This window comes from Aquimarina aquimarini, from assembly GCF_900299535.1.
Classification (GTDB): Bacteria; Bacteroidota; Bacteroidia; order Flavobacteriales; family Flavobacteriaceae; genus Aquimarina; species Aquimarina aquimarini.
The window spans coordinates 89,896-111,325 of record NZ_OMKE01000023.1; the positions used below are offsets into that span (position 1 = coordinate 89,896).

Sequence of the window (21,430 nt, forward strand, 5' to 3'; positions counted from 1 at the left end):
ATATTCCTTTTTTCATTTTGCTTGTTTGATCGTTGTATCGATAGCGATTTTTTTTAATAAATGGTTGTTGGTCTATGTAAAACCTGTTGTGCCAATAGCATTGATAGTACTGTATTTAAGATTTATTAAAAAACCAGACTTTTTATTTCCCTTAAGTATGTTGGTGATTACGATAATTAATGTTTTTATCTATTTAGATTTTGAGAAATATTATACTTTTATTGCGATATTGACTGCAATATTTTATGTGTTATGTGTGTTATTGCTTAAGAAATTTATAACTAAACGAGATATAAAACTGAGACTATTACTAACACCTCAAGTATTGCTAAGTATACTGTTGATAGGGTATCTTATTTATTCTTTGATAGAATTGGTGTTACCAAAAATTAGTAGCTCTTTAAAGGAAGTAACTCTTGTAACAATAACGCTTCTCCTTTTTGTTACAGTTTGTTTTTTTATTTATTCGGCGAATCGATTCGAGAAATCAATTTACCTTTTTATAGCTGCTTGTTGCACTTTGTTTGTAGATGGTCTTTTGACTATTAATGAGTTGTATTACTATAATAAGGTGTTTACAGTTCTTATTAATATAACAGAAGTGGTAGGGCTGTATTTTTTGACTATATTTTTTATAGAAACAAAACCGTTAGATGAAAAATATGTAAGTGATAAATATTTTTAAATTTAACAAAAAATACTATGTTGTTTAATTATGTGATTTTTCTTTTTTCTTAAAGTATACGAGATGATTTTAATTTGTAAAATGGCTACATTTGTGGCCTATCAATTTTTTAGTAAATGATTTTAAAAGGCCTTAAAAGGAATGCAATAAAAAAAGGTGTAGAAACGTATCTGAATAAGAGAGACGGAACATCTCAAAGCATTTCTAATCTTAAGACACTAGCAGTTCTTATCGATGCATCCCAATCAATTAATGTTGTTTCATTATTGAAACTAGCTAATGAGTTAGGGGTAAAATCCGATAAATTAAAGATAGTAGGGTATAAAGAAGATTTGAAAGAAATTGAAGATGATAAAGATACTACGTATTATAATGATAAAAGTTTTGGAGTTACTGGTGCTGTAAAAAGTAAATCTTTGCAGGATTTTATAAATGAAGATTATGATGTATTGATTAATTTTTATGAAAAAGATGCAATAGAATTGAACTATGTAGCGGCAGCATCTAAGGCAAAATTCAAAGTAGGTTTTGCAGCAATAGACAATCGTATTAATGATTTGATTATTGGGGCGACCACAAATGATACCAACCTCTTTATTTCAGAACTAAAAAAATATTTAAAAATTTTACAGATTATATAGCATGAGTGATTTTCTAAGAGGTACAGGTGTAGCATTAGCTACCCCTTTTAATAAGGATGGTTCAATAGATTATGAAGGAGTTACGTCATTAGTTAATTTTTGTATAGAAGGTACTATAGAATACCTTGTTGTATTAGGGACCACAGGGGAATCTGTTACGCTCTCTAAGGAAGAAAAGAAGAAATTAATAGCACATATTGTTGCGGTAAATAACAAAAGACTTCCTTTGGTTCTTGGAGTAGGAGGTAATAATACATCAGTAGTATTAGAAGAGGTTAAAGAAGTGAATTCAGATGATTTTGATGCAATTCTTTCTGTAGTACCTATGTATAACAGGCCTACCCAAGAAGGAATATATGAGCATTATAAAGCTATAAGTAACGTGTCTAGATTACCAATTATACTGTATAATGTACCATCAAGAACAGGTGCTAATATGACAGCAGAAACTACTTTGCGTCTAGCGCAATTGGATAATGTAGTAGGAGTCAAGGAAGCGGTGGGTGACTTTACACAGGTTCTTAGGATTATTAAAGATAAACCTGTAGATTTTAAAGTGATTTCAGGAGATGATGCCTTGGCATTGCCTGCAGTGACTGCAGGCGGAGATGGAGTTATAAGTGTAATAGGACAAGGGTTTCCTGCTGAGTTTTCAGAAATGATACGACTAGGGTTGTCAGGAGATATAGAAAAAGCATACAGTATATTGTATAAGCTTATGCCTGTTTTAGAGTACGCATTTGAAGAAGGGAACCCAGCAGGGATTAAAAATATATTAAAAGTAAAAGGAATATGTGATGATCATCTTCGTTTACCTTTGATACCTGTTTCTTCTGCTCTGGCAGAAAAAATTAAAGCATATATTGCGGAGTAGTATTTTTCCTTAAAAAATAATGGCAAAAAAGATAAAAGATCCTGGAGTAGGTAAATCCTCAAATCAATATGCAAAACGATTTATCAACCCAGATGGATCTTTTAATATTAAACACGTTAATAGATCCGTTTCATTATCTGAAAGTTACAACTACCTAATTAGTATTAGTTGGACTCGTTTTTTTCTATGGGTGATATTGGGGTATACTTTGATTAATTCCTTTTTTGCAATTATTTATACATTTTTAGGGATTTCTCAAATTACTGAGCCTACAGGAGATGTTTTTAAAGACTTTTTGAATGCATTTTTTTTCTCTGCACAAACAATTACAACAGTAGGGTATGGGGCAATGGCTCCAAAAGGACTTCTTTTTGGTATTATATCTTCCTTTGAAGCACTTATAGGGTTGTTGAGTTTTTCATTTATTACAGGGCTATTGTATGGTAGGTTTTCTCGACCAAGAGCAAATATTAGGTTTAGTAGCACAATGGTTTTGCGAGCACATAATGAGAATGATTGCATTATGTTTAGATTGATGAGTAGAAATGCTAACGTAATGATTCGGCCACATATAGAAGCTACGCTTATTTTATCTCAAAAGAACGAGGATAAAAAGTATATTAATAATTTTTATAACCTCAAGTTGGAACGAAATTCAATTACATATCTGCCAACAACATGGACAATAGTACATCCAATTAATGAATCAAGCCCTCTAAAAGATTTTGACAGAGAAGAGTTGAAAAAAATAAATGGAGAAGTGTTGATATTGGTAAGTTACTATGATGAATCTTTTGCACAGGAAGTACATCAGGTACATTCTTATGTTTTAAAAAACCTAGAACATGATCAAAGGTTTATTCCAGCGTTTTATTATGATGATGAAGGTTATACGATTCTTGATCATGATAACCTTGATAAGACATACTCAGATAAAACTACTTAAGCTTTTGCAAGTCATTTTTATGTTATAAATATTCATGAGTTTTGCAACAACTGTTTAATTATATAGTTTATTGAAATGAGCTAAAATTGTTAAGACAATAGGTGCTTATCATGTTTATTAATAAAATTTATCAGTCGGTTTTGTGACAGTAATATGTTATGACGGATGAATAGATGAATTAAAGTTTTTGTAATACGGCAGAAATACATACTTTTGCCAGATGTTTTTTAAGATATGAAGAAATTACTGTATTTACTTATTTTTGTATTGTTTTTAGGGTCTTGTAGTGAATACCAAAAAGTATTTAGAGGAGAAGATGTATCGGCTAAATATAAGGTCGCAGAAGAACTCTATAAAGACGGTAAGTACAAAAAAGCTTTAAGGCTTTTTGAGCAGATAGTACCACAGTTTAGAGGAAAGCCTCAAGCAGAAAGAATAATGTATTACTACGCTGATACATACTATCAATTAGAAGATTTTTATCTATCAGGATATCAGTTTGAAAGATTTGCAAAATCGTATCCAAAAAGTCAAAAAAAGGAAGATGCAGCTTTCAAAGGAGCAAAAAGCTATTCTCATTTGTCATTACGATATAGTTTGGATCAGGAGGATACAGATACTGCAATAGAAAAATTACAAGCTTTTATCAATGAATATCCTGAAAGTGAAAAACTCAAAGAAGCCAATGAGTTAGTAGCAAAGCTTAGAGATAAAAAGGAGAAGAAGGCTTACGAAATAGCAAAACAATATCATCATAGAGAAAAGTATAAAGTAGCTATTTATGCATTTGATAACTATTTGGTAGATCACCCAGGTTCATCTTATAGAGAAAAAGTATTGTATTATAAGCTAGAGTCAGAGTATCTTTTGGCGATTGGAAGTTACCAGGTTTTGGTAGAAGAACGTTTGAAAACTGCTCAGGGATATTATAATAACTATAAGAAGTATTATAAAACTGAAGGAGAATATCTGGAAAAAGCAGATAAAATAGGTGAAGACATAAAAAATAGACTAGAACAATTTAAATAAAATATAGTAGAAGATGGATTTGAAAAAAAGTAATGCGCCAGTAAATACGACTACAATTGATAAAAATCGAATTGATCAGCCAACAGATAATATTTATGAGGCAATTTCAATAATATCAAAAAGAGCTACTCAGATCAATACAGATATCAAAAAAGAGCTTCTTGAAAAACTTGATGAATTTGCTACTTATAATGATAGTCTAGAAGAAATCTTTGAAAATAAAGAGCAAATAGAAGTTTCTAAGTTTTATGAAAGATTACCAAAGCCACATGCATTAGCAGTTCAGGAATGGTTAGAAGGTAAAATATACCATAGAAACACAAAAGTAGACACAGAATCACTATAAGTAGATGTCTATTTTAAGCGGTAAAAAAATTCTAATAGGTGTAACCGCTGGTATTGCTGCGTATAAAACAGCAACTTTGGTACGCTTGTTTATTAAGTCTGGAGCAGAGGTAAAAGTGATTATGACCCCTGCGGCAAAAGACTTTGTTACTCCGCTTACCCTATCTACATTGTCCAAAAACCCTGTACACTCTACCTTTTTTGATGAAAAGGATAAGGATGCAGTATGGAACAATCATGTAGATCTTGGGTTATGGGCGGATTTGATGCTTATAGCGCCAGCCACAGCCAATACAATGTCAAAAATGGCAATGGGTACTAGTGATAATTTATTGCTGGCTACCTATTTATCTGCAAAATGCCCAGTATATTTTGCTCCAGCTATGGATTTAGATATGTATAATCATCCTTCTACTCATCAAACATTTAGTAAATTACAAGAATTTGGGAATAGTATGATTCCTTCAGAATCAGGTGAGTTGGCAAGTGGATTAGTGGGGCAAGGGCGTATGGCAGAGCCTGAAAATATCATTGAATTTATAGAAAAAGATATCCTAGAAAAGCTCCCACTAAAAGGGCAGCAAGTCCTTATTACTGCAGGTCCAACCTATGAAGCGATAGATCCTGTACGATTTATAGGGAATCACTCTAGTGGTAGAATGGGAATAGAATTGGCTACAGAGGCGGCAAACTTAGGAGCACAAGTACATTTGATTTTAGGGCCTTCTGCACTAAAAGTGGATCATAGTCAGATACAGGTCGTAAATGTAGTAAGCGCACAAGAAATGTATGAGGCTGTTGTATCATTATATAATAGTTGTACAATCGCTATTGCATCAGCAGCTGTTGCTGATTATAGACCTAAGGATGTTTCAGATCAAAAAATAAAGAAAAAAGATACAGCGTTTTCAATTGAACTGGAACGAACAAAAGATATCCTTAAATGGATGGGGCAAGAGAAAAAAAATCAATTTCTTGTTGGATTTGCTTTAGAAACAGAAAATGAAGAAGAAAATGCTAAAAATAAGCTCAAAAAAAAGAATCTAGATTTAATAGTTCTCAATTCTCTTAATGATAAAGGTGCTGGTTTTAAAGGAAAAACGAATAAAGTGACTTTGATTAATCATAAATTAGAGATTAAAGCGTTTGACTTAAAAACAAAGTCAGAAGTTGCGCATGACATATTTAATGAAATTAAAACATTAAAAGGATGAATAAGTTGTTTCTTGTCATAATACTAGTAATAGGAGTTAATCTTAATGCTCAAGAATTTAACGCAACTGTAGCTGTTAATGCTGAGCAAACAGGAAACCCTAATCTGCAAGTTTTTAAGACCTTGGAGCGATCACTTACAGAGTTTATCAATAATACAAAATGGACAACTGTAGATTATAGAACAGAAGAGCGGATTAACTGTAGTTTTTTTATTACTATAAGTAGTTATGATAACGATGCTTTTTCTGCAACTATACAGGTGCAGGCATCTCGACCTGTGTATGGATCTAGTTATAGTACAACTATTTTTAATATTAATGACAAGCAGTTTAATTTTAATTATTTGGAGTTTCAACCGTTGAATTATAACCCTAATAGTTACGAGTCTAATTTGATTTCTGTTGTGGCATTTTATTTATACACTATTTTAGGAATAGATGCAGATACTTTTGAGTTAAACAGTGGTACACCTTATTATCAAGAAGCTAAGAATATAGTTGGTAATGCCCAAAGTGGTAATACAGTAGGCTGGGCTAGAGAGCAGAATCCTAATAGGTTTAGGCTTAATGATGATTTATTGTCTGGTACTTACGAAGGATATAGAGAGGCTATGTATACATATCATAAAGACGGGCTAGATGTTATGCATAATAATATTAAGCAAGGAAAAGAGACAATTGCAGAAGCAATGAAATCTTTAGAGGGTATGCATGATGCTAGGCCAAATTCGTATATAATGAGAGTCTTTTTTGATGCCAAAGCAGATGAAATTTCAAATGTTTTTTCAGGAGGCCCTTCTGTTAATATTGCTGAGACAATTCAAATACTGAATAGGGTAGCGCCTACATATTCAAAAAGCTGGGAGAATATAAAGTTTTGATAAAGTATATAGTGTGTTTAATGTGCTGTGCTTTTCCAAAATAAATACTATTTTCATGTAATACATCGTAAATTGTAATCTATTTAAAAAAAATAGAAATGAACTGATGTAATCTTTTTAAAACTATAGTATCTTTACTTTTTTATAACAATAAAATTTTACTATCCTTTGCTAAGAGGTCTTTCTATAAAAAACTTCGCATTAATAGAGCAACTACAAGTATCTTTTGATGCCGATTTAATAACGATAACTGGAGAAACAGGAGCGGGTAAATCGTTGCTACTTGGAGCTCTAGGATTACTATTAGGGAAAAGAGCAGATTTGAGTAGTATCAAAGATAGCTCTCAAAAATGCGTGATAGAAGGGGTTTTTGATATCAAAAATTATAAGCTTACTTCTTTTTTTGAAGAAGAAGCGTTAGATTATGAAGATCAAACGATAATCAGGCGAGAAATTTTACCATCTGGTAAGTCTAGAGCCTTTATAAATGATACTCCTGTTACATTAAGTTCGCTAGCTTCGCTAGGAGTTCGCTTAATAGATATTCATAGTCAGCATCAAACATTGGAGGTTACTACCAATGATTTTCAGTTTGAAGTATTGGATGCTTTGGCTGGTGCTGATCGGCAAATTCAATCATATAAAAGAGGACTTGGTTTATTGAAAGAAAAGAAAAAAGAAGTAAACACACTTATTGAAAGTCAAGAAAAGTTCAATAAAGAGTATGATTACAACTCTTTTCTATTACAAGAATTAGAAGAGGCAAAGCTTAAACCAGGAGAGATAAAAGAGCTCGAAGAACACTATGAGCAACTTAATAATATAGAAGAAATACAAGAACGTCTGTCTGGATCAATTGCTATTGTTTCATCAGAAGAAGTTGGTGTAACAGATCAATTAAATACGGTAAAAAATAATCTTTCTAAAATAGAATCATTTTCAGGTTCTTTGCAAGAGTTGTCCAAACGTATTCAGAGTATTTATATAGAGTTAGATGATGTAAGTAATACGCTCCTAGACGAATTAGAGAAACTGGAAGCTGATCCTGAGAGATTAGAACAAATTAGTCAACGACTACAATTATTACACAACCTTCAAATAAAACATAATGTTTCTAGTATAGAAGAGTTGGTTCTAATAACAGATTCTTTGCGAGAAAAAGTTTCTGCAACAGAATCTTTGAGTGAGGATATAGAGCGATTAAATAAAGAAATATCTATCACTGAATCTCAATTGGATGAAGTTGCAAAAACGATTCATAAAAAAAGAAGCAAAGCACTCCCGCAATTAATCAAGGAGTTAGAGGTTATCCTTAAAGCATTGGGGATGCCTAATGCTTCATTTCAGGCTTCGTTGGAGTTGCAAGAAAAATATTTAGCCAACGGAAAAGAGGTATTAGTCTTTTTGTTTTCGGCAAATAAAGGCGGAACATATGGGCAACTTAAAAAAGTAGCCTCTGGTGGTGAATTATCTAGAATTATGATTGCTGTAAAATCTGTTCTGTCTAGATATACGCATTTGCCAACTATTATTTTTGATGAGATAGATACGGGAGTTTCTGGAGAGGTAGCTCATAAAATGGCAGATCTTATGATGAATATGAGTAAGAACTTACAAGTTTTTAGTATTACACACTTACCACAGATAGCAGCCAATGGCCAAAATCACTATAAGGTTTATAAAGAGGATGCCAAAAATACGACTATTACTCGCCTAAAATTACTAGATGAAGAAGAGCGAGTGAAAGAAATTGCCGAAATGATAGGAGGGAAAAATATTTCTGATTCGGCAATAACTCATGCAAAGTCTTTACTGAGTTCAAGATAAGGTTATTAAGTATGTTAAACTAAAACCTATTTAGATTAGTTATGATTTGCCTGTTTTATTATCTTTGCCGCTCGTATAACCATACTTTAATTTATAATTAAATGTCACATAATTTATTAAAAGGTAAAAGAGGAATTATTTTTGGGGCGCTTGATGAAAATTCCATCGCCTGGAAAACTGCAGAACGTGTTTTTGAAGAAGGTGGGAGTTTTGTTCTTACCAATGCACCCGTTGCAATGCGTATGGGGGCTATAAATACCCTTGCAGAAAAGACTAATGCTCAGGTTATACCAGCTGATGCAACTTCATTAGAAGATCTGGATAATCTTGTAGAAAAAGCAATGGAAATTTTGGGAGGCAAAATTGATTTTGTTTTACATTCTATAGGAATGTCTGTAAATGTAAGAAAAGGACGTCATTATACAGACCTTAATTATGACTGGAGCCAAAAAGGTTGGGATGTATCTGCATTGTCTTTTCATAAAACAATGCAAACCTTATATAAGAAAAAAGCAATGAATGATTGGGGAAGTATAGTTGCATTGACCTATATGGCAGCACAACGAGTATTTCCTGATTATAATGATATGGCTGATAATAAAGCGTATCTAGAATCTATAGCACGTAGTTTTGGATATTTCTTTGGTAGAGATAATAAGGTACGTGTCAATACAATTTCTCAATCTCCAACACCTACTACAGCAGGAAAAGGAGTAAAAGGATTTGATGGATTTATTGAGTATGCAGATAAGATGTCACCGCTAGGTAATGCATCGGCAGATGAATGTGCAGACTATACAATCACACTATTTTCTGACTTGACCAAAAAAGTAACACTTCAGAATTTGTATCACGATGGTGGTTTTTCTAATATGGGAGTAAGCCAACTTGTGATGGATAAATTTGTTGACGAAGAGTAATAACTTCACAAAAATAAATAGTATATCATAAAAAATCCCATTCTTTATAGATTATGGGATTTTTTATATATACCGATTACCTATGAGATATGGAAATAAGCTTCTCTTTTATTGTACCTGTCTACAACAGACCCAATGAAATCAAAGAATTATTAGAGAGTATGGCGGTTATGGATTATTCTACACCATATGAGATTGTAATTATAGAAGATGGGTCATCTGAAACATCAGAAGATGTAATAAGCACTTTTACGGATAAACTATCCATAAGTTATTATCAAAAACCAAATACGGGCCCTGGTGATTCTCGTAATTATGGTATGCGAAAAGCAAAAGGGAATTATTTTATTATCTTGGATAGTGATGTTGTATTGCCAAAAGAGTACCTCTCTAAAGCAGAAAGCTTTTTATCTAAAACCTTTGTACATTGTTATGGAGGGCCAGATGATGCTCATAAGAGCTTCTCAAACCTTCAAAAAGCAATAAGTTATAGTATGACTTCTTATTTGACTACTGGGGGGATTAGAGGTAGAAAAAAGACAGTTGGTAAATTTCAACCTCGTAGTTTTAATATGGGACTATCAAAAGAAGCTTTTCAAGCATCAGGAGGGTTTGGTGATATTCACCCAGGAGAAGATCCTGATCTTACCATAAGGCTATGGAAGCTTGGATACGATACTGCATTAATTCCTGATGCAAAAGTGTTTCATAAAAGAAGAATTTCTTGGCATAAATTTTATATTCAGGTAAATAAATTTGGTTTAGTAAGACCAATTTTGAATCAATGGCATCCAGAAACAGCAAAGATGACCTATTGGTTCCCTACATTATTTGTTGGATATACTCTTTTGTCATTTATATCATTATTTTTTGGATGGTGGTATTTTATGGCTTTTCTGATTATGTATCTAGGGGCTATTTTTCTTGGAGCTGCAGTCGAATATAAAAATATCTCCATAGGTTTGCAGTCAATTTTGGCAGTGATGATACAATTTTATGGGTATGGCAAAGGTTTCTTGAAATCTTATTATTATATTCATTTATTGAAAAAAACACCCGAAAAACAATTTAAAAAATTGTTCTTTTCAAAGTAATTCATATGTCAGCTAGAAAAAATAATAAATTTTCTTTAAAAAGAAGTAGTGTAAAAACCTTTTTGTTTTTTCTAATATTTACTTCTCTATTGTGGTTGTTTATACAGTTTTCTAAAAACTATACTCAAGAGGTAGAAGTGATGATACAGTATACTAGTATACCTAAAGATAAAATCTTTAATGAGAGAAGTGATCAAAAATTAAGAATGATACTTAATGGAAATGGTTTTAGATTGATGAATCATAATTGGAGTAAGCCTACTTTAGAATTTGATGTCAAAAAAGCTATTGTTCAAGAAGAGGATCAGTATTTGTTTTATGTTGATAAAGAATCTTCTCTTTTAAAGAAAAAATTAGATTTTAGAGGAAGAATTTTATCGGTACAAAAAGATACTTTACGATTAAAAGTAGATCACAATCTTACAAAAAAAATTCCTGTACAAGTAGATCGAGATATCCAATATGCTGTAGGGTATGGTAGTGGTAAAGGGTTAGAGGTTGTTCCTGATTCTGTACAAATAAGTGGTCCTTCGCAAATTATAGATACTATAAGATATATTCCAACAGAAGATTTAAAACTAGAAGGATTGAATGTTGACTATTCATCAGAATTAAAGGTAAGTCTAGAAGAGTTACCAGAAACAATTACAGTTGTTCCGTCGCAAATAAAAGCATCTATATCGGTTAGTAAATTTACAGAAGGCAGCCAGAAAATTCCAATAACCTTGAATAATGTACCGGAGGGATTAGAAATTAAGATTTTTCCAAAAGAAATTTCAGTGGTTTATAGAGTTGGTTTAGATAAATATAATGAAGTAAATCCTCGAGATTTTATGATTGTTGCTGATTATGCAAAAGCATCTGAAGAGAGTTTGTATCTTACCCTAGAGCTAGTTAATAAGCCAGCGTATATTCATGATGAAAGGTTACAGGTAAAACAAATTCAATTTGTAGTTTTAAAGTAAAAGAAGGGTATGATGATAGTTGGATTAACAGGGGGTATAGGTAGTGGTAAAACAACGGTAGCAAACATGTTTAAAGAACTGGGGGTTGCAGTGTATATAGCTGATGATGAGGCAAAAAAAATAATGAACACAAATAGTGGTGTAAAAGATAAGATAACAAGTTTACTGGGAAACGAAGCTTATATCGATAATGAATTAAATAGATCATATATAGCTAATATTGTGTTTAATGATGCAGAAAAATTGAAACAATTAAATGAGATTGTTCATCCTGCAGTAGCAAATCATTTTGATAGTTGGAAAAACAAACAAAATGGAAGTTATGTGATAAAAGAAGCAGCTATACTTTTTGAAAACAAAGGGTATGAGCAATGTGATTATACCATTCTAGTTTCTGCACCAGAAGAAATAAGGATCCGAAGAGTACTAAAAAGAGATAAAGATAGTTCAGTAAATGATATAAAATCAAGAATGAATAATCAATGGAGTGATACAAAGAAAATACCTATGGCGGATTTTGTGATAAATAATGAGTATTTGGAAAAGACTAAGGATCAAGTGTGTGAAATTCATAAAAAAATATCTTCTCAAGAGCCTTATAATCCGAATCTTTCATTTTGTTAACATTTGGTTAAACCGTAAAGTAGCTAAATGTTAAAGTCTTACTTTTGATATATGAATAAAAGGTTATTCGTGTTGCTGATAATCCTTATGAGTTTGTCGTTAATCGGGATTATTTTTGTTCAGGGATACTGGATAAATAATACGGTAGAAAACAATGAAGAACAGTTTTCTTTTAATGCTAAACAAATACTAACATCTGTATCCAATAGGATTCAGTATAGAGAGTTTGAGGAAATGTTTTTTCCCTTACGAGAAATTTTGGATAGCATTGATGAACCTGATAATAAAACGATACGTCAATTATTGAATATTAGTGTTGATAACACGACAAAGTCATTTGCGAGGGCAAATGATATTTTAGAAGAAGATCATAAATTATTTTCATCTTTTATTAATTTAGATATAGATACAGTACGATTGAAGAATATTTTAAATCGTAATACTGATTCTGCAGAAAGAAGTAATCAAAGTGATTTGGTGAAGCAGAATTCAAAGTCTAAGTTAGAAAGAATACAAGGTTTAACAGATCTAGAGCGGGTAGATTATGAAGTAGTTATAGGAGAGATAGCCAGTTTTATACCAATTCACAGAAGGGTGCAGGAACGTGAAGTAGAGTATCTGTTGAAAAAAGAACTGGAAGAGAGAGATATAAAAGTAGACTTTGAATATGCAATATATAGTAATGCACTTGCAACCAAAGTACGTTCTGATGATTTTAGTTTGGATTATCCAACGACATATGCGATACCCCTTTTTGTAAATGAAAAAGGTGTAAGTGAGTATCAGTTATATGTTAACTTTACTGGAAAAAAACAGTATGTCCTTTCCTCTATAAAAGGAATGGCCATATTATCAATATTGTTCACACTAATTATAGTGGTAGCATATTCCAGTGCTTTGTCACAATTAATGCAACAGCGACAGATATCTCAAATTAAAACGGATTTTATTAATAATATGACGCATGAACTCAAAACACCTATTGCTACCATTAATTTGGCTTTGGATGCTATAAAAAACCCTAAGATTGCAGGTGATTCAGAGAAGATACATCGATATATGAGAATGATAAGAGAAGAAAATAAAAGGATGCATGCGCAAGTTGAAAATGTATTGAGAATATCTCAACTAGAAAAAAATGAACTTAACATTAAAAAAGAAAAGCAAGAATTGCATGATATTATTGAAGACGCGGTGACACATGTGTCTTTGATTGTAGAGAATAGAGAAGGTTATATCAAAATGCATTTTGGAGCACTCAAGACCACAATATTGGCCAATGATAGTCATTTGACCAATGTAATTGTAAATATCTTAGATAACGCAATAAAATATTCTGAAGAAGAACCTAAAATTGATGTATATACAGAAAATGTGAAAAATAGTATAGTCCTCAAAATTAGAGATCAAGGAATTGGTATGAGTAAAGTTGCACAAAAAAAGATTTTTGAAAAGTTTTTTAGAGAGCATACAGGCGACTTGCATAATGTAAAAGGACATGGGTTGGGGCTAACTTATGTAAAAAGAATTATTGATGACCATCATGGTCAAATTTGGGTGGAGAGCGAAAGGGGAAAAGGCTCCACATTTATAATTAAATTACCGTTAATATCTTAAAATATGGAAACAGAAAACAAAAAGATTCTGCTTGTAGAAGACGATCCAAACTTTGGAACAGTGTTGAAAGATTATCTTGTTATGAATGATTATGATGTTGTACATGCTAAAAATGGTATGGAAGGCTTCGAAAAATTCAAAAAAGATGATTATGATATGTGTATATTGGATGTAATGATGCCTTATAAAGATGGATTTACATTGGCAAAAGAGATAAGAGAAAAAAATGAAGAAATACCTATCATCTTTTTGACAGCAAAAGCAATGAAAGAAGATGTGTTAAAAGGATATAAGGTAGGAGCAGATGATTACCTTAATAAACCTTTTGATAGTGAGGTACTATTGATGAAGATACAGGCTATTATGCAACGCAAAAGTACAGAGTCTGTGGCAGATAGTAAGCAATTTGAATTTAGAATTGGTGGGTTTCACCTTAATTCAAAACTTCGTTTTTTAACGTTTAAAGAAGAAGACCCTATTAAGCTTTCTCCAAAAGAGAATGAACTACTACGTTTATTAGCATTGCACCTTAATGATTTGATGCCTAGGGAATTGGCGTTAACAAAAATATGGAGAGATGATAACTATTTTACCTCTCGTAGTATGGATGTATATATTGCTAAGCTTAGAAAGTATCTTAAGAAGGATGAAAATGTAGAGATTCTTAATATACATGGAGAAGGATTTAGGCTTGTTGTAAGAAATCTAGATTCTTAGAAATAGTAACGGTAAAACTGATACAAAGAAGTTCGCTATGGTTTAGTTATAGTGAACTTCTTTCTATATACGTACTAATTTTTTCAATAGGATCTATGTAATCAAACCATTTGGTTTCGGTATCTTTTTTAAACCAAGTGAGTTGTCTTTTGGCAAAACGTCTGGTGTTTTTTTTGATTTCTGAAATAGCGAAATTTACATCCCACTCCTTATCTAAGTACTTGAAAATTTCTTTGTAGCCAACAGTGTTTAGCGCATTTAAATGCTTATATGGGTAAAGTTCTGTTACCTCATCCAATAATCCGTTTTCTACCATTATATCAACCCTTTGGTTTATTCTGTCATAAATGATCTCTCTCGTTGCAGTGATTCCTATTTTTATGATATTAAAAGGTCTTTTCTTTTTTGGTTTAGAAAGAAAAGAAGAATACGGCTGCCCGCTACCAATACACACCTCTAGAGCTCTCATTACTCTATGCGTATTTTGTAAATCAACCTTATCATAATATACAGGATCCAAAAGTTTGAGTTCTTGTTGTAATACTTCTATCCCCAAACTATCATATTTTTCTTGAATTTTTTTACGAACCTCTATATCGATTTCAGGAAAATGATCTAACCCTTTGGTTAGAGCATCTATGTATAAACCAGAACCACCAATAAGAATAGCATAATCTTTGATTTTGAATAGCTCATCGATTTTATTTAAAGCATCTTTTTCAAAATCTCCAACACTATATTCATCATGAATACTTATATGTTGAATAAAATGATGTTGCGCTTGTGCTAATTCTTCTGGAGATGGAGCAGCGGTACCAATATACATTTCCCTATAAAACTGTCTGCTATCTGCTGAAACAATTTCACAATCAAAATGTTGAGCAAGACGAATACTCAAATTTGTTTTTCCTATACCAGTTGGTCCTGTGATTACAATCAGGTTTTTATTCATGATCGTTAAATAAGTGTTCTCCGCATTTGTGACAAAACTTAGCACTGTCTGAGTGCTCATCCTCATTACAGTTGCTACATGATTGAGTGTTTAGGTGTACTTTGTTGATTTGATGTTGCGTATATTCTGCACTTACAATACCAGTTGGTACTGCGATAATACCATATCCCATAACCATAATAATGGCAGCAATAAATTGCCCCAATGGAGTAATAGGTGCGATGTCTCCATAACCAACGGTTGTTAACGTAACAATACACCAATAGACACTAATAGGAATGCTTTTAAAACCACTTTCTTCTCCTTCTACAATATACATCAGAGTACCCATGATAATACATAGAACCAACACAGCGAATAAGAATACGAGTATCTTGGCTCTACTATCTTTGATTGCTTTGGCAAGTCTATTAGACTCACTGATGTAGCGAGATATTTTTAAAATTCTAAAAACACGAAGGAGTCGTAATGCTCTTACTGCAAGAAGTGCACTGGTACCAGTTATAAAAAAAGAAAGATATAAAGGCAGTGTAGACAAAAGATCAATTATACCATAGAAACTAAAAACATATGAAGATGGTTTTTTTATAGAAATAATACGTGCTACATATTCTAAAGTAAAAAATACGGTGATTACCCATTCAGCATAATTTAATAATCTATACGTTTCTAGAGGTAACCCTTTGACGCTCTCTAGCATTACAAAAATGATGCTCAATACGATCAAAATAAGTAAAATAACATCAAATAATTTTCCTATACGAGTATCAGCTTCATAGATAATGCTATGCAACTGATTTTTCCAGGTAATATCGGGTGAATTGTTCTCCAATTTTTTTGATTTTTATTAAAAATAATAAAACTTAGATATTAAACTTTAGGAATAGGAATAATCTTCAGTTTTTTATGTGTTCTTACATAACTCTGGATGATATGTTGAGCATCTCTATTATGTGTCATAGGGGTAATAATAGTTCGTAAGATATCAATGTTGTTAATTTGATGATTGAGGTTGAAATACCCAATACCTTTAAACTTCCCTTCCTCGATCAATATGATACTTTGTTCATCGATATCTCTACCTTGATCTACTATAATCATATCTTGACTATGAAAAGAGTGATTAAAAATGAGTTTTTGAGCACGAATATTATACTCTTCACTAGTTTCATCAAGAATACAGGCTCCCTGGCATTGTTTTATGGTATAATTAAAACAATTACTTTTTCCGTTATCTAGTCCCATCAATTTTTGACATAGATTGTATTCTTCTGTCCATCGATGCATAAAAGATTTAGCTTGTTGCCTGTTGGAAAAAGTGGTAATACTTTTTTTACGACTATCAGCTTTTGCGACTTTAAAATTTATATACCCATTTTCGTCTGTAAATTGATATAATGCCTGATCAAATTTTGTTTTTCGTAATGCTCTGTTGTATTTAGGTTTAGTACGTTTTATTTCTTCATTTTCCTTCAATAAGGCTAAAAGTTCACTGCCCGTAGTTTCGTAAGTTACATTGACAACTTCTTCCTGAATTTTTTTTGACTTTCTATTATCATTGGTAAAATGCTGATTAAGTCTTTTTTTGATGTTTTTGCTTTTACCAATATAGATAATCTTTCCATCTTCTCTATGCATATAATATACTCCAGTAACACTAGGAGCCATTTCAATCAGTCCCAAAAGTTTGCTATCTACTTGTCGCTTGGTTTCCGTGCGAACTGTTTCTGTAATAATCTTTTTTTCTAGATCCTTTGCCAAAAGGAGCTTGAATAGTTTTACTGTTGCAAGAGCATCACCATTGGCTCGATGTCTGTCAGAAATAGGAATACCTAACCCACGAGTTAGCTTACCAAGACTGTATGATTCTTGATCAGGAATTAATTTTTTAGAGAGTTCTACAGTACATAGAGATTGTCTTGAGAATTCAAACCCTAATCTAGAAAACTCTGTTCTTAATATTCGGTAGTCAAAACTGGCATTATGAGCAACAATCACGCAATCGGTGGTGATTTCTACGATTCTCTTAGCTACTTCATAAAACTTTGGAGCATTACGTAGCATGTTATTATTTATTCCTGTAAGATTGACTACAAAGGGTTGTATGGGGCGCTCAGGGTTAACCAAACTTATAAATTGATCAACTACGGTATGCCCATCAAATTTATAAACAGCAATTTCAGTAATTCCTTCTTCATTATACTTTCCTCCAGTTGTTTCGATATCTAAAATTGCGTACATAGTGTGGTATCAGTATAGCTACTATTTTTTTGGTTGTGTAAGATATAATTTATTTTACTAGTTGTAATTTCTGGCTCCAAAGATAGAGCTTCCTATTCTCACCATGGTACTACCTGAATCAATTGCAGTTTTGTAATCACCACTCATGCCTATAGATAGTGTTTGTAAATAAGGGTGTTTGGGTTGTAGTTCTTTATAAAAAGTTGATATCTTTTCAAACTCATTTTTAATTTGTTGCTGGTCACTAGTAAAAGTAGCCATGCCCATGAGGCCTTGGATATGAATATTAGTTAACGATTTAACCTCTTCAGAGTTTAATAATGTAATAGCATCGTTTTGAGTTAAGCCAAATTTACTTTCTTCTTCGGCAATTTTGACTTGTAGTAAGCAATTAATAACTCTATTATGCTTTTTTGCCTGTTTATTGATCTCTTTTAATAATTTGTAACTATCTACAGCATGTATTAAATCTACAAAGGGAGCCATGTATTTAACCTTATTGGTTTGTACATGCCCAATCATATGCCAGCTAATATCTTTTGGTAGCGCTTCCCATTTTTCTGTCATTTCCTGTATTTTGTTTTCTCCAAAGACACGTTGCCCTGCATTATATGCATTTATAAGGTCATTAATAGGTTTGGTTTTGGATACAGCAACTAAAGTAATTTCTTGGGGAATCGATTTTTTTATAGCTAGTAGATTCTTTTCAATATCATTCATAGTCAACAAAGATATTTAAATTCCGTTAGTTTGTTACAATAGATTTTATCATTGCATTATAGAATGTTCTTTGTATTCATTGTTTTTAAAACTCATATATGGTAATGCCGCTTCTTAATTTAGGTTCTATGTAGGTGCTTTTTGGTGGCATTGTAAGTCCTTGGTCAGCAATTTTTTTGATTTGATCTACAGATGCAGGAAAGAGTCCAAAACCTACTTTATACTCTCCTTTGTCTACCATGCTTTTTACATAAACAATATCATTTTTGCCATGAGAATACTCTATACGAGTATCTGTTCTTAGATCTTCTATATTCAGAATAGGTTTAAGTACTGTTTTGTACAAAATTTGAGCATCTAATTCTTCTAATGCATCTGCAAATTGATATGCTGTTTTTCTTAGGTACAGTGAATAAAATTCACCATCCAAGTACATGCTAAAATGATGAGGTTTTGAAGGCTTATAAACCTCTAAACCTCTATTTTCTATACGAAACCATTCATCTAATAGGATAAGAAATTCCTCTTTAGTTAATCCATTGAGATCTTTTATTAGCCTGTTAAATTCATAAATTTTTAAATCTGATTCAGGTATAAGGTAGCTCATAAAGAAATTATAAGATTCATTACCTTGATGTTTAGGGTTATTTTCTTTTAGGTCTTTAGATAATAAATAAGACGAGGCAGAACGGTGATGGCCATCGGCAATATAAATTGTTTTAATAGAAGAAAAAACCTCTTGAATACTATTTATAGATTGGATATCATCTATTTGCCAGAGGTAATGTGTATCTCTATTGGTAGTGGTAAATTCATATTCTGCTCTTTCTTCTATAGTTTTAGAAATGATTGTGGTAATAGTATCATTATCAGGATACGTAAGCAGTACTGGTTCGGCATTAAACCCTACTGTTTTTAAATACTCTTTAAATGTGTTTTCTCGATACTGAATAGTATCTTCATGTTTTTTGATAATATCATTTTCATAATCTTCTGCACTGGCAGCTGCTATAATACCACAAAAAGACTCTTCTTCCCGGTTTACTATTTTATAAATATAATATGAGGGTACATCATCTTGTATAAAAATCTGATCTTCTTTGAATTCCAAATATCTATTTCGAACTAGTTTATAGCGTTCTTCGCCAGATATTTCTTTTTGGTATTTATAACCAGGATTTACAATATGTAAAAAAGAGTAGGGATTATAATCCATTCGAGAATCTCGTTCAAAAGGTGTGTAACTTTGATAAGATCGAGAGGCAATCAAGCCTACTTTGTCTCTTGTTGGTCGTATAGCTTTGAACGGATGAATTTTTGCCATTATAATATCGTATTGTTTTTGTGGACTTCAAAAATAGAAAATTCATATGTATCTACTTGATGAATTATGTATTCTGATTACAGAATATAAAAAAATCTACAAATTTTCTTCTTAGATTTTGAATTTAGAGTAATAAAACTCCCTTTTTCTTACGCAGTAAATTCAAAATTATAATAGGTATTTGAAAAAAAGCACCAAAACTACATGTTTTGGTGCTTTTGAAGTACGTTTTTTTAGATGAGAGTTTCTGTCTCAATTTTTCTTTATAAAATCAGTAGGGTCTAGATACCCACCAGTTTCTATTGCATACCCGCCACCAATATCCATAAAAATACTATCTCTAATTTCTAGGTGTAAGTGGGCTTTGTATATGCCATTAGCATTACCAATGGTTCCTATCTGAATTCCTTTTTTTATTAAATCTCCTTCTTTTACGAATATTGAATTACAGTGTGCATATACAGATTCATAATATTTTCCTTTGAATTTATGTATAACTCTGATTACTTTACCCCAACCTCCTTGGATATCTTTTGCAAAAGAGACATATCCATTAGCTATTGTATAAATAGGATCTCCCATATCGGTGTTACCACCTCCAACGCCATTCCAATCATCACCTAAATGATTGTTCTCTTTAAACTTTTGTGCGTTGTAATAGCCTTTTGCATTAGGTTTTCCTACAGGAAAATCAAAACTGGTAGCTATAAAATCAGGATTATTCTTAAAAACAGTAGTATATTTTTGGTATCGATCCTGTGAGGTGTTTGTATGAGTAACAACGGTAGCCTTACTATGTTGAATAGTTGAAACTTTTTGCTTCTCTTTACAAGATAGTATAATTACAAATATGGATACTAGTATAAGCCTAGTCATTGTAAATGGATACAATTGATTTTTTAAACGAATTGTTTTGAAACGTTTTCTGCTTTCCTACTTTCAGAATAGTCATAAAACCCTTCTCCACTTTTTACACCAAGTTTACCGGCCATTACCATATTAACTAATAGAGGGCAAGGAGCATATTTAGGGTTTTTAAATCCTTCATACATTACGTTAAGTATAGATAAACATACGTCTAAACCAATAAAATCAGCTAGTTGTAGAGGTCCCATTGGATGTGCCATTCCTAATTTCATCACTGTATCAATTTCTGCTACTCCAGCAACACCATTATACAATGTTTCTATAGATTCATTGATCATAGGCATAAGGATACGGTTTGCTACAAAGCCTGGGTAATCATTTACTTCTACAGGAACCTTACCTAGTGTTTTAGAGATTTCCATAATAGTATTGGTTACTTCATCAGAAGTATTATATCCTCTGATTATCTCTACCAATTTCATAATTGGCACAGGATTCATAAAATGCATTCCTATAACCATATCAGGACGATTTGTTACAGCAGCTATTTGTGTAATCGATATAGACGAGGTATTTGTAGCTAAAATGGTATGTTCTGAACAAACTTCACTTAATTCTTCAAAGATTTTTAATTTTAGGTTTACATTTTCTGTAGCAGCTTCTACAACCAACTCAGCATATTCTACTCCTTCTTTGATATTAGTATAGGTAGCAATATTATCCAAAGTAGCTTCTTTATCTGCTTCAGATATTTTTTCTTTGGCAATCATTCTATCCAAATTCTTAGTGATAGTGGCTAATCCTTTATCAAGTGATTGTTGTGAGATATCTATGAGTTGTACTTTAAACCCTTTTTGAGCAAAAGTATGTGCAATTCCGTTTCCCATAGTTCCCGCTCCGATTACTGCAATGTTTTTCATATGTGTATTGTTTTTTTGTTAAAGTAA

General features: G+C 32.0%; 21 protein-coding genes. 14 read left to right on the top strand and 7 right to left on the bottom strand.

Annotated elements, in window-relative coordinates; genetic code table 11:
- Positions 1–801: 801 nt before the first annotated feature.
- The 14 genes from DG508_RS11545 to DG508_RS11610 all read left to right on the top strand — a co-directional run bounded on the left by DG508_RS11545 (position 802) and on the right by DG508_RS11610 (position 14,379).
- The gene (locus DG508_RS11545; protein WP_234418222.1) at positions 802–1,326 is read left to right on the top strand and encodes a DUF6913 domain-containing protein; all 525 of its coding nucleotides are present in this window, start codon (positions 802–804) and stop codon (positions 1,324–1,326) included.
- A gap of 1 nt (position 1,327) precedes the next feature.
- Entirely contained in the window at positions 1,328–2,200 is an 873-nt protein-coding gene (gene dapA, locus DG508_RS11550) for a 4-hydroxy-tetrahydrodipicolinate synthase (RefSeq protein WP_108868288.1), read from the top strand.
- 19 nt (positions 2,201–2,219) lie between these two features.
- Positions 2,220–3,146, top strand: coding sequence for an ion channel (locus DG508_RS11555; protein ID WP_108868289.1), 927 nt, complete (start codon positions 2,220–2,222; stop codon positions 3,144–3,146).
- Positions 3,147–3,380: 234 nt separating this feature from the next.
- Positions 3,381–4,175: an outer membrane protein assembly factor BamD gene (locus tag DG508_RS11560; RefSeq protein WP_108868290.1), complete on the top strand. Its 795-nt coding sequence runs from the start codon at positions 3,381–3,383 to the stop codon at positions 4,173–4,175.
- Between the two features lie 13 nt (positions 4,176–4,188).
- The gene (locus DG508_RS11565) at positions 4,189–4,521 is read left to right on the top strand and encodes a DNA-directed RNA polymerase subunit omega (protein WP_101449737.1); all 333 of its coding nucleotides are present in this window, start codon (positions 4,189–4,191) and stop codon (positions 4,519–4,521) included.
- Positions 4,522–4,525: 4 nt separating this feature from the next.
- A complete protein-coding gene (gene coaBC / locus DG508_RS11570; protein WP_108868291.1) occupies positions 4,526–5,734 on the top strand; it encodes a bifunctional phosphopantothenoylcysteine decarboxylase/phosphopantothenate--cysteine ligase CoaBC in 1,209 nt (402 codons plus the stop codon).
- The gene (gene porD / locus DG508_RS11575) at positions 5,731–6,615 is read left to right on the top strand and encodes a type IX secretion system protein PorD (RefSeq protein WP_108868292.1); all 885 of its coding nucleotides are present in this window, start codon (positions 5,731–5,733) and stop codon (positions 6,613–6,615) included. The genes coaBC and porD overlap by 4 nt, the downstream gene beginning before the upstream one ends.
- A gap of 168 nt (positions 6,616–6,783) precedes the next feature.
- Positions 6,784–8,442 (top strand): DNA repair protein RecN, encoded by a 1,659-nt coding sequence (gene recN / locus DG508_RS11580; RefSeq protein WP_108868293.1) that lies wholly within the window; start codon positions 6,784–6,786, stop codon positions 8,440–8,442.
- 101 nt (positions 8,443–8,543) lie between these two features.
- Positions 8,544–9,362: an enoyl-ACP reductase FabI gene (locus DG508_RS11585; protein WP_103864623.1), complete on the top strand. Its 819-nt coding sequence runs from the start codon at positions 8,544–8,546 to the stop codon at positions 9,360–9,362.
- A gap of 89 nt (positions 9,363–9,451) precedes the next feature.
- A complete protein-coding gene (locus DG508_RS11590; protein ID WP_108868294.1) occupies positions 9,452–10,456 on the top strand; it encodes a glycosyltransferase family 2 protein in 1,005 nt (334 codons plus the stop codon).
- Positions 10,457–10,461: 5 nt separating this feature from the next.
- Positions 10,462–11,421: a CdaR family protein gene (locus DG508_RS11595; RefSeq protein ID WP_108868295.1), complete on the top strand. Its 960-nt coding sequence runs from the start codon at positions 10,462–10,464 to the stop codon at positions 11,419–11,421.
- 9 nt (positions 11,422–11,430) lie between these two features.
- Complete coding sequence (gene coaE, locus DG508_RS11600; protein WP_108868296.1) at positions 11,431–12,045, top strand: dephospho-CoA kinase; 615 nt, start codon at positions 11,431–11,433, stop codon at positions 12,043–12,045.
- Between the two features lie 51 nt (positions 12,046–12,096).
- The gene (locus tag DG508_RS11605; protein WP_108868297.1) at positions 12,097–13,662 is read left to right on the top strand and encodes a sensor histidine kinase; all 1,566 of its coding nucleotides are present in this window, start codon (positions 12,097–12,099) and stop codon (positions 13,660–13,662) included.
- 3 nt (positions 13,663–13,665) lie between these two features.
- Positions 13,666–14,379, top strand: coding sequence for a response regulator transcription factor (locus tag DG508_RS11610; RefSeq protein WP_108868298.1), 714 nt, complete (start codon positions 13,666–13,668; stop codon positions 14,377–14,379).
- A 46-nt stretch (positions 14,380–14,425) separates the two neighbouring features.
- On the opposite strand, the gene miaA is transcribed toward DG508_RS11610, so the two are convergent.
- From miaA to DG508_RS11645, 7 genes are all read right to left on the bottom strand, one after another.
- The gene (gene miaA, locus DG508_RS11615) at positions 14,426–15,331 is read right to left on the bottom strand and encodes a tRNA (adenosine(37)-N6)-dimethylallyltransferase MiaA (protein WP_108868299.1); all 906 of its coding nucleotides are present in this window, start codon (positions 15,329–15,331) and stop codon (positions 14,426–14,428) included.
- Positions 15,324–16,163, bottom strand: coding sequence for an ion transporter (locus DG508_RS11620; RefSeq protein ID WP_108868300.1), 840 nt, complete (start codon positions 16,161–16,163; stop codon positions 15,324–15,326). Before DG508_RS11620 ends, miaA begins: the two co-directional genes overlap by 8 nt.
- Before the next feature lie 38 nt (positions 16,164–16,201).
- Positions 16,202–17,572 carry an exonuclease domain-containing protein gene (locus tag DG508_RS11625; RefSeq protein WP_108868301.1) on the bottom strand — a complete coding sequence of 457 codons (1,371 nt, stop codon included), beginning with the start codon at positions 17,570–17,572 and terminating at the stop codon, positions 16,202–16,204.
- Positions 17,573–17,629: 57 nt separating this feature from the next.
- Entirely contained in the window at positions 17,630–18,292 is a 663-nt protein-coding gene (locus DG508_RS11630; RefSeq protein WP_108868302.1) for a YggS family pyridoxal phosphate-dependent enzyme, read from the bottom strand.
- Positions 18,293–18,377: 85 nt separating this feature from the next.
- Positions 18,378–19,616 (bottom strand): DUF1015 domain-containing protein, encoded by a 1,239-nt coding sequence (locus DG508_RS11635; protein WP_108868303.1) that lies wholly within the window; start codon positions 19,614–19,616, stop codon positions 18,378–18,380.
- 252 nt (positions 19,617–19,868) lie between these two features.
- Entirely contained in the window at positions 19,869–20,492 is a 624-nt protein-coding gene (locus DG508_RS11640; RefSeq protein ID WP_108868304.1) for a M23 family metallopeptidase, read from the bottom strand.
- Between the two features lie 23 nt (positions 20,493–20,515).
- On the bottom strand, positions 20,516–21,403 hold the full coding sequence (locus DG508_RS11645; protein ID WP_108868305.1) for a 3-hydroxybutyryl-CoA dehydrogenase: 888 nt from the start codon (positions 21,401–21,403) through the stop codon (positions 20,516–20,518).
- Between the last annotated feature and the right edge of the window lie 27 nt (positions 21,404–21,430).

Bases quoted from the DNA above. Each gene is read 5' to 3' on its own strand.
- DG508_RS11545 (WP_234418222.1), top strand. From the start codon at position 802: ATGATTTTAAAAGGCCTTAAAAGGAATGCAATAAAAAAAGGTGTAGAA.
- dapA (WP_108868288.1), top strand. From the start codon at position 1,328: ATGAGTGATTTTCTAAGAGGTACAGGTGTAGCATTAGCTACCCCTTTT.
- DG508_RS11555 (WP_108868289.1), top strand. From the start codon at position 2,220: ATGGCAAAAAAGATAAAAGATCCTGGAGTAGGTAAATCCTCAAATCAA.
- DG508_RS11560 (WP_108868290.1), top strand. From the start codon at position 3,381: ATGAAGAAATTACTGTATTTACTTATTTTTGTATTGTTTTTAGGGTCT.
- DG508_RS11565 (WP_101449737.1), top strand. From the start codon at position 4,189: ATGGATTTGAAAAAAAGTAATGCGCCAGTAAATACGACTACAATTGAT.
- coaBC (WP_108868291.1), top strand. From the start codon at position 4,526: ATGTCTATTTTAAGCGGTAAAAAAATTCTAATAGGTGTAACCGCTGGT.
- porD (WP_108868292.1), top strand. From the start codon at position 5,731: ATGAATAAGTTGTTTCTTGTCATAATACTAGTAATAGGAGTTAATCTT.
- DG508_RS11585 (WP_103864623.1), top strand. From the start codon at position 8,544: ATGTCACATAATTTATTAAAAGGTAAAAGAGGAATTATTTTTGGGGCG.
- DG508_RS11590 (WP_108868294.1), top strand. From the start codon at position 9,452: ATGGAAATAAGCTTCTCTTTTATTGTACCTGTCTACAACAGACCCAAT.
- DG508_RS11595 (WP_108868295.1), top strand. From the start codon at position 10,462: ATGTCAGCTAGAAAAAATAATAAATTTTCTTTAAAAAGAAGTAGTGTA.
- coaE (WP_108868296.1), top strand. From the start codon at position 11,431: ATGATGATAGTTGGATTAACAGGGGGTATAGGTAGTGGTAAAACAACG.
- DG508_RS11605 (WP_108868297.1), top strand. From the start codon at position 12,097: ATGAATAAAAGGTTATTCGTGTTGCTGATAATCCTTATGAGTTTGTCG.
- DG508_RS11610 (WP_108868298.1), top strand. From the start codon at position 13,666: ATGGAAACAGAAAACAAAAAGATTCTGCTTGTAGAAGACGATCCAAAC.
- miaA (WP_108868299.1), bottom strand. From the start codon at position 15,331: ATGAATAAAAACCTGATTGTAATCACAGGACCAACTGGTATAGGAAAA.
- DG508_RS11625 (WP_108868301.1), bottom strand. From the start codon at position 17,572: ATGTACGCAATTTTAGATATCGAAACAACTGGAGGAAAGTATAATGAA.
- DG508_RS11630 (WP_108868302.1), bottom strand. From the start codon at position 18,292: ATGAATGATATTGAAAAGAATCTACTAGCTATAAAAAAATCGATTCCC.
- DG508_RS11635 (WP_108868303.1), bottom strand. From the start codon at position 19,616: ATGGCAAAAATTCATCCGTTCAAAGCTATACGACCAACAAGAGACAAA.
- DG508_RS11640 (WP_108868304.1), bottom strand. From the start codon at position 20,492: ATGACTAGGCTTATACTAGTATCCATATTTGTAATTATACTATCTTGT.
- DG508_RS11645 (WP_108868305.1), bottom strand. From the start codon at position 21,403: ATGAAAAACATTGCAGTAATCGGAGCGGGAACTATGGGAAACGGAATT.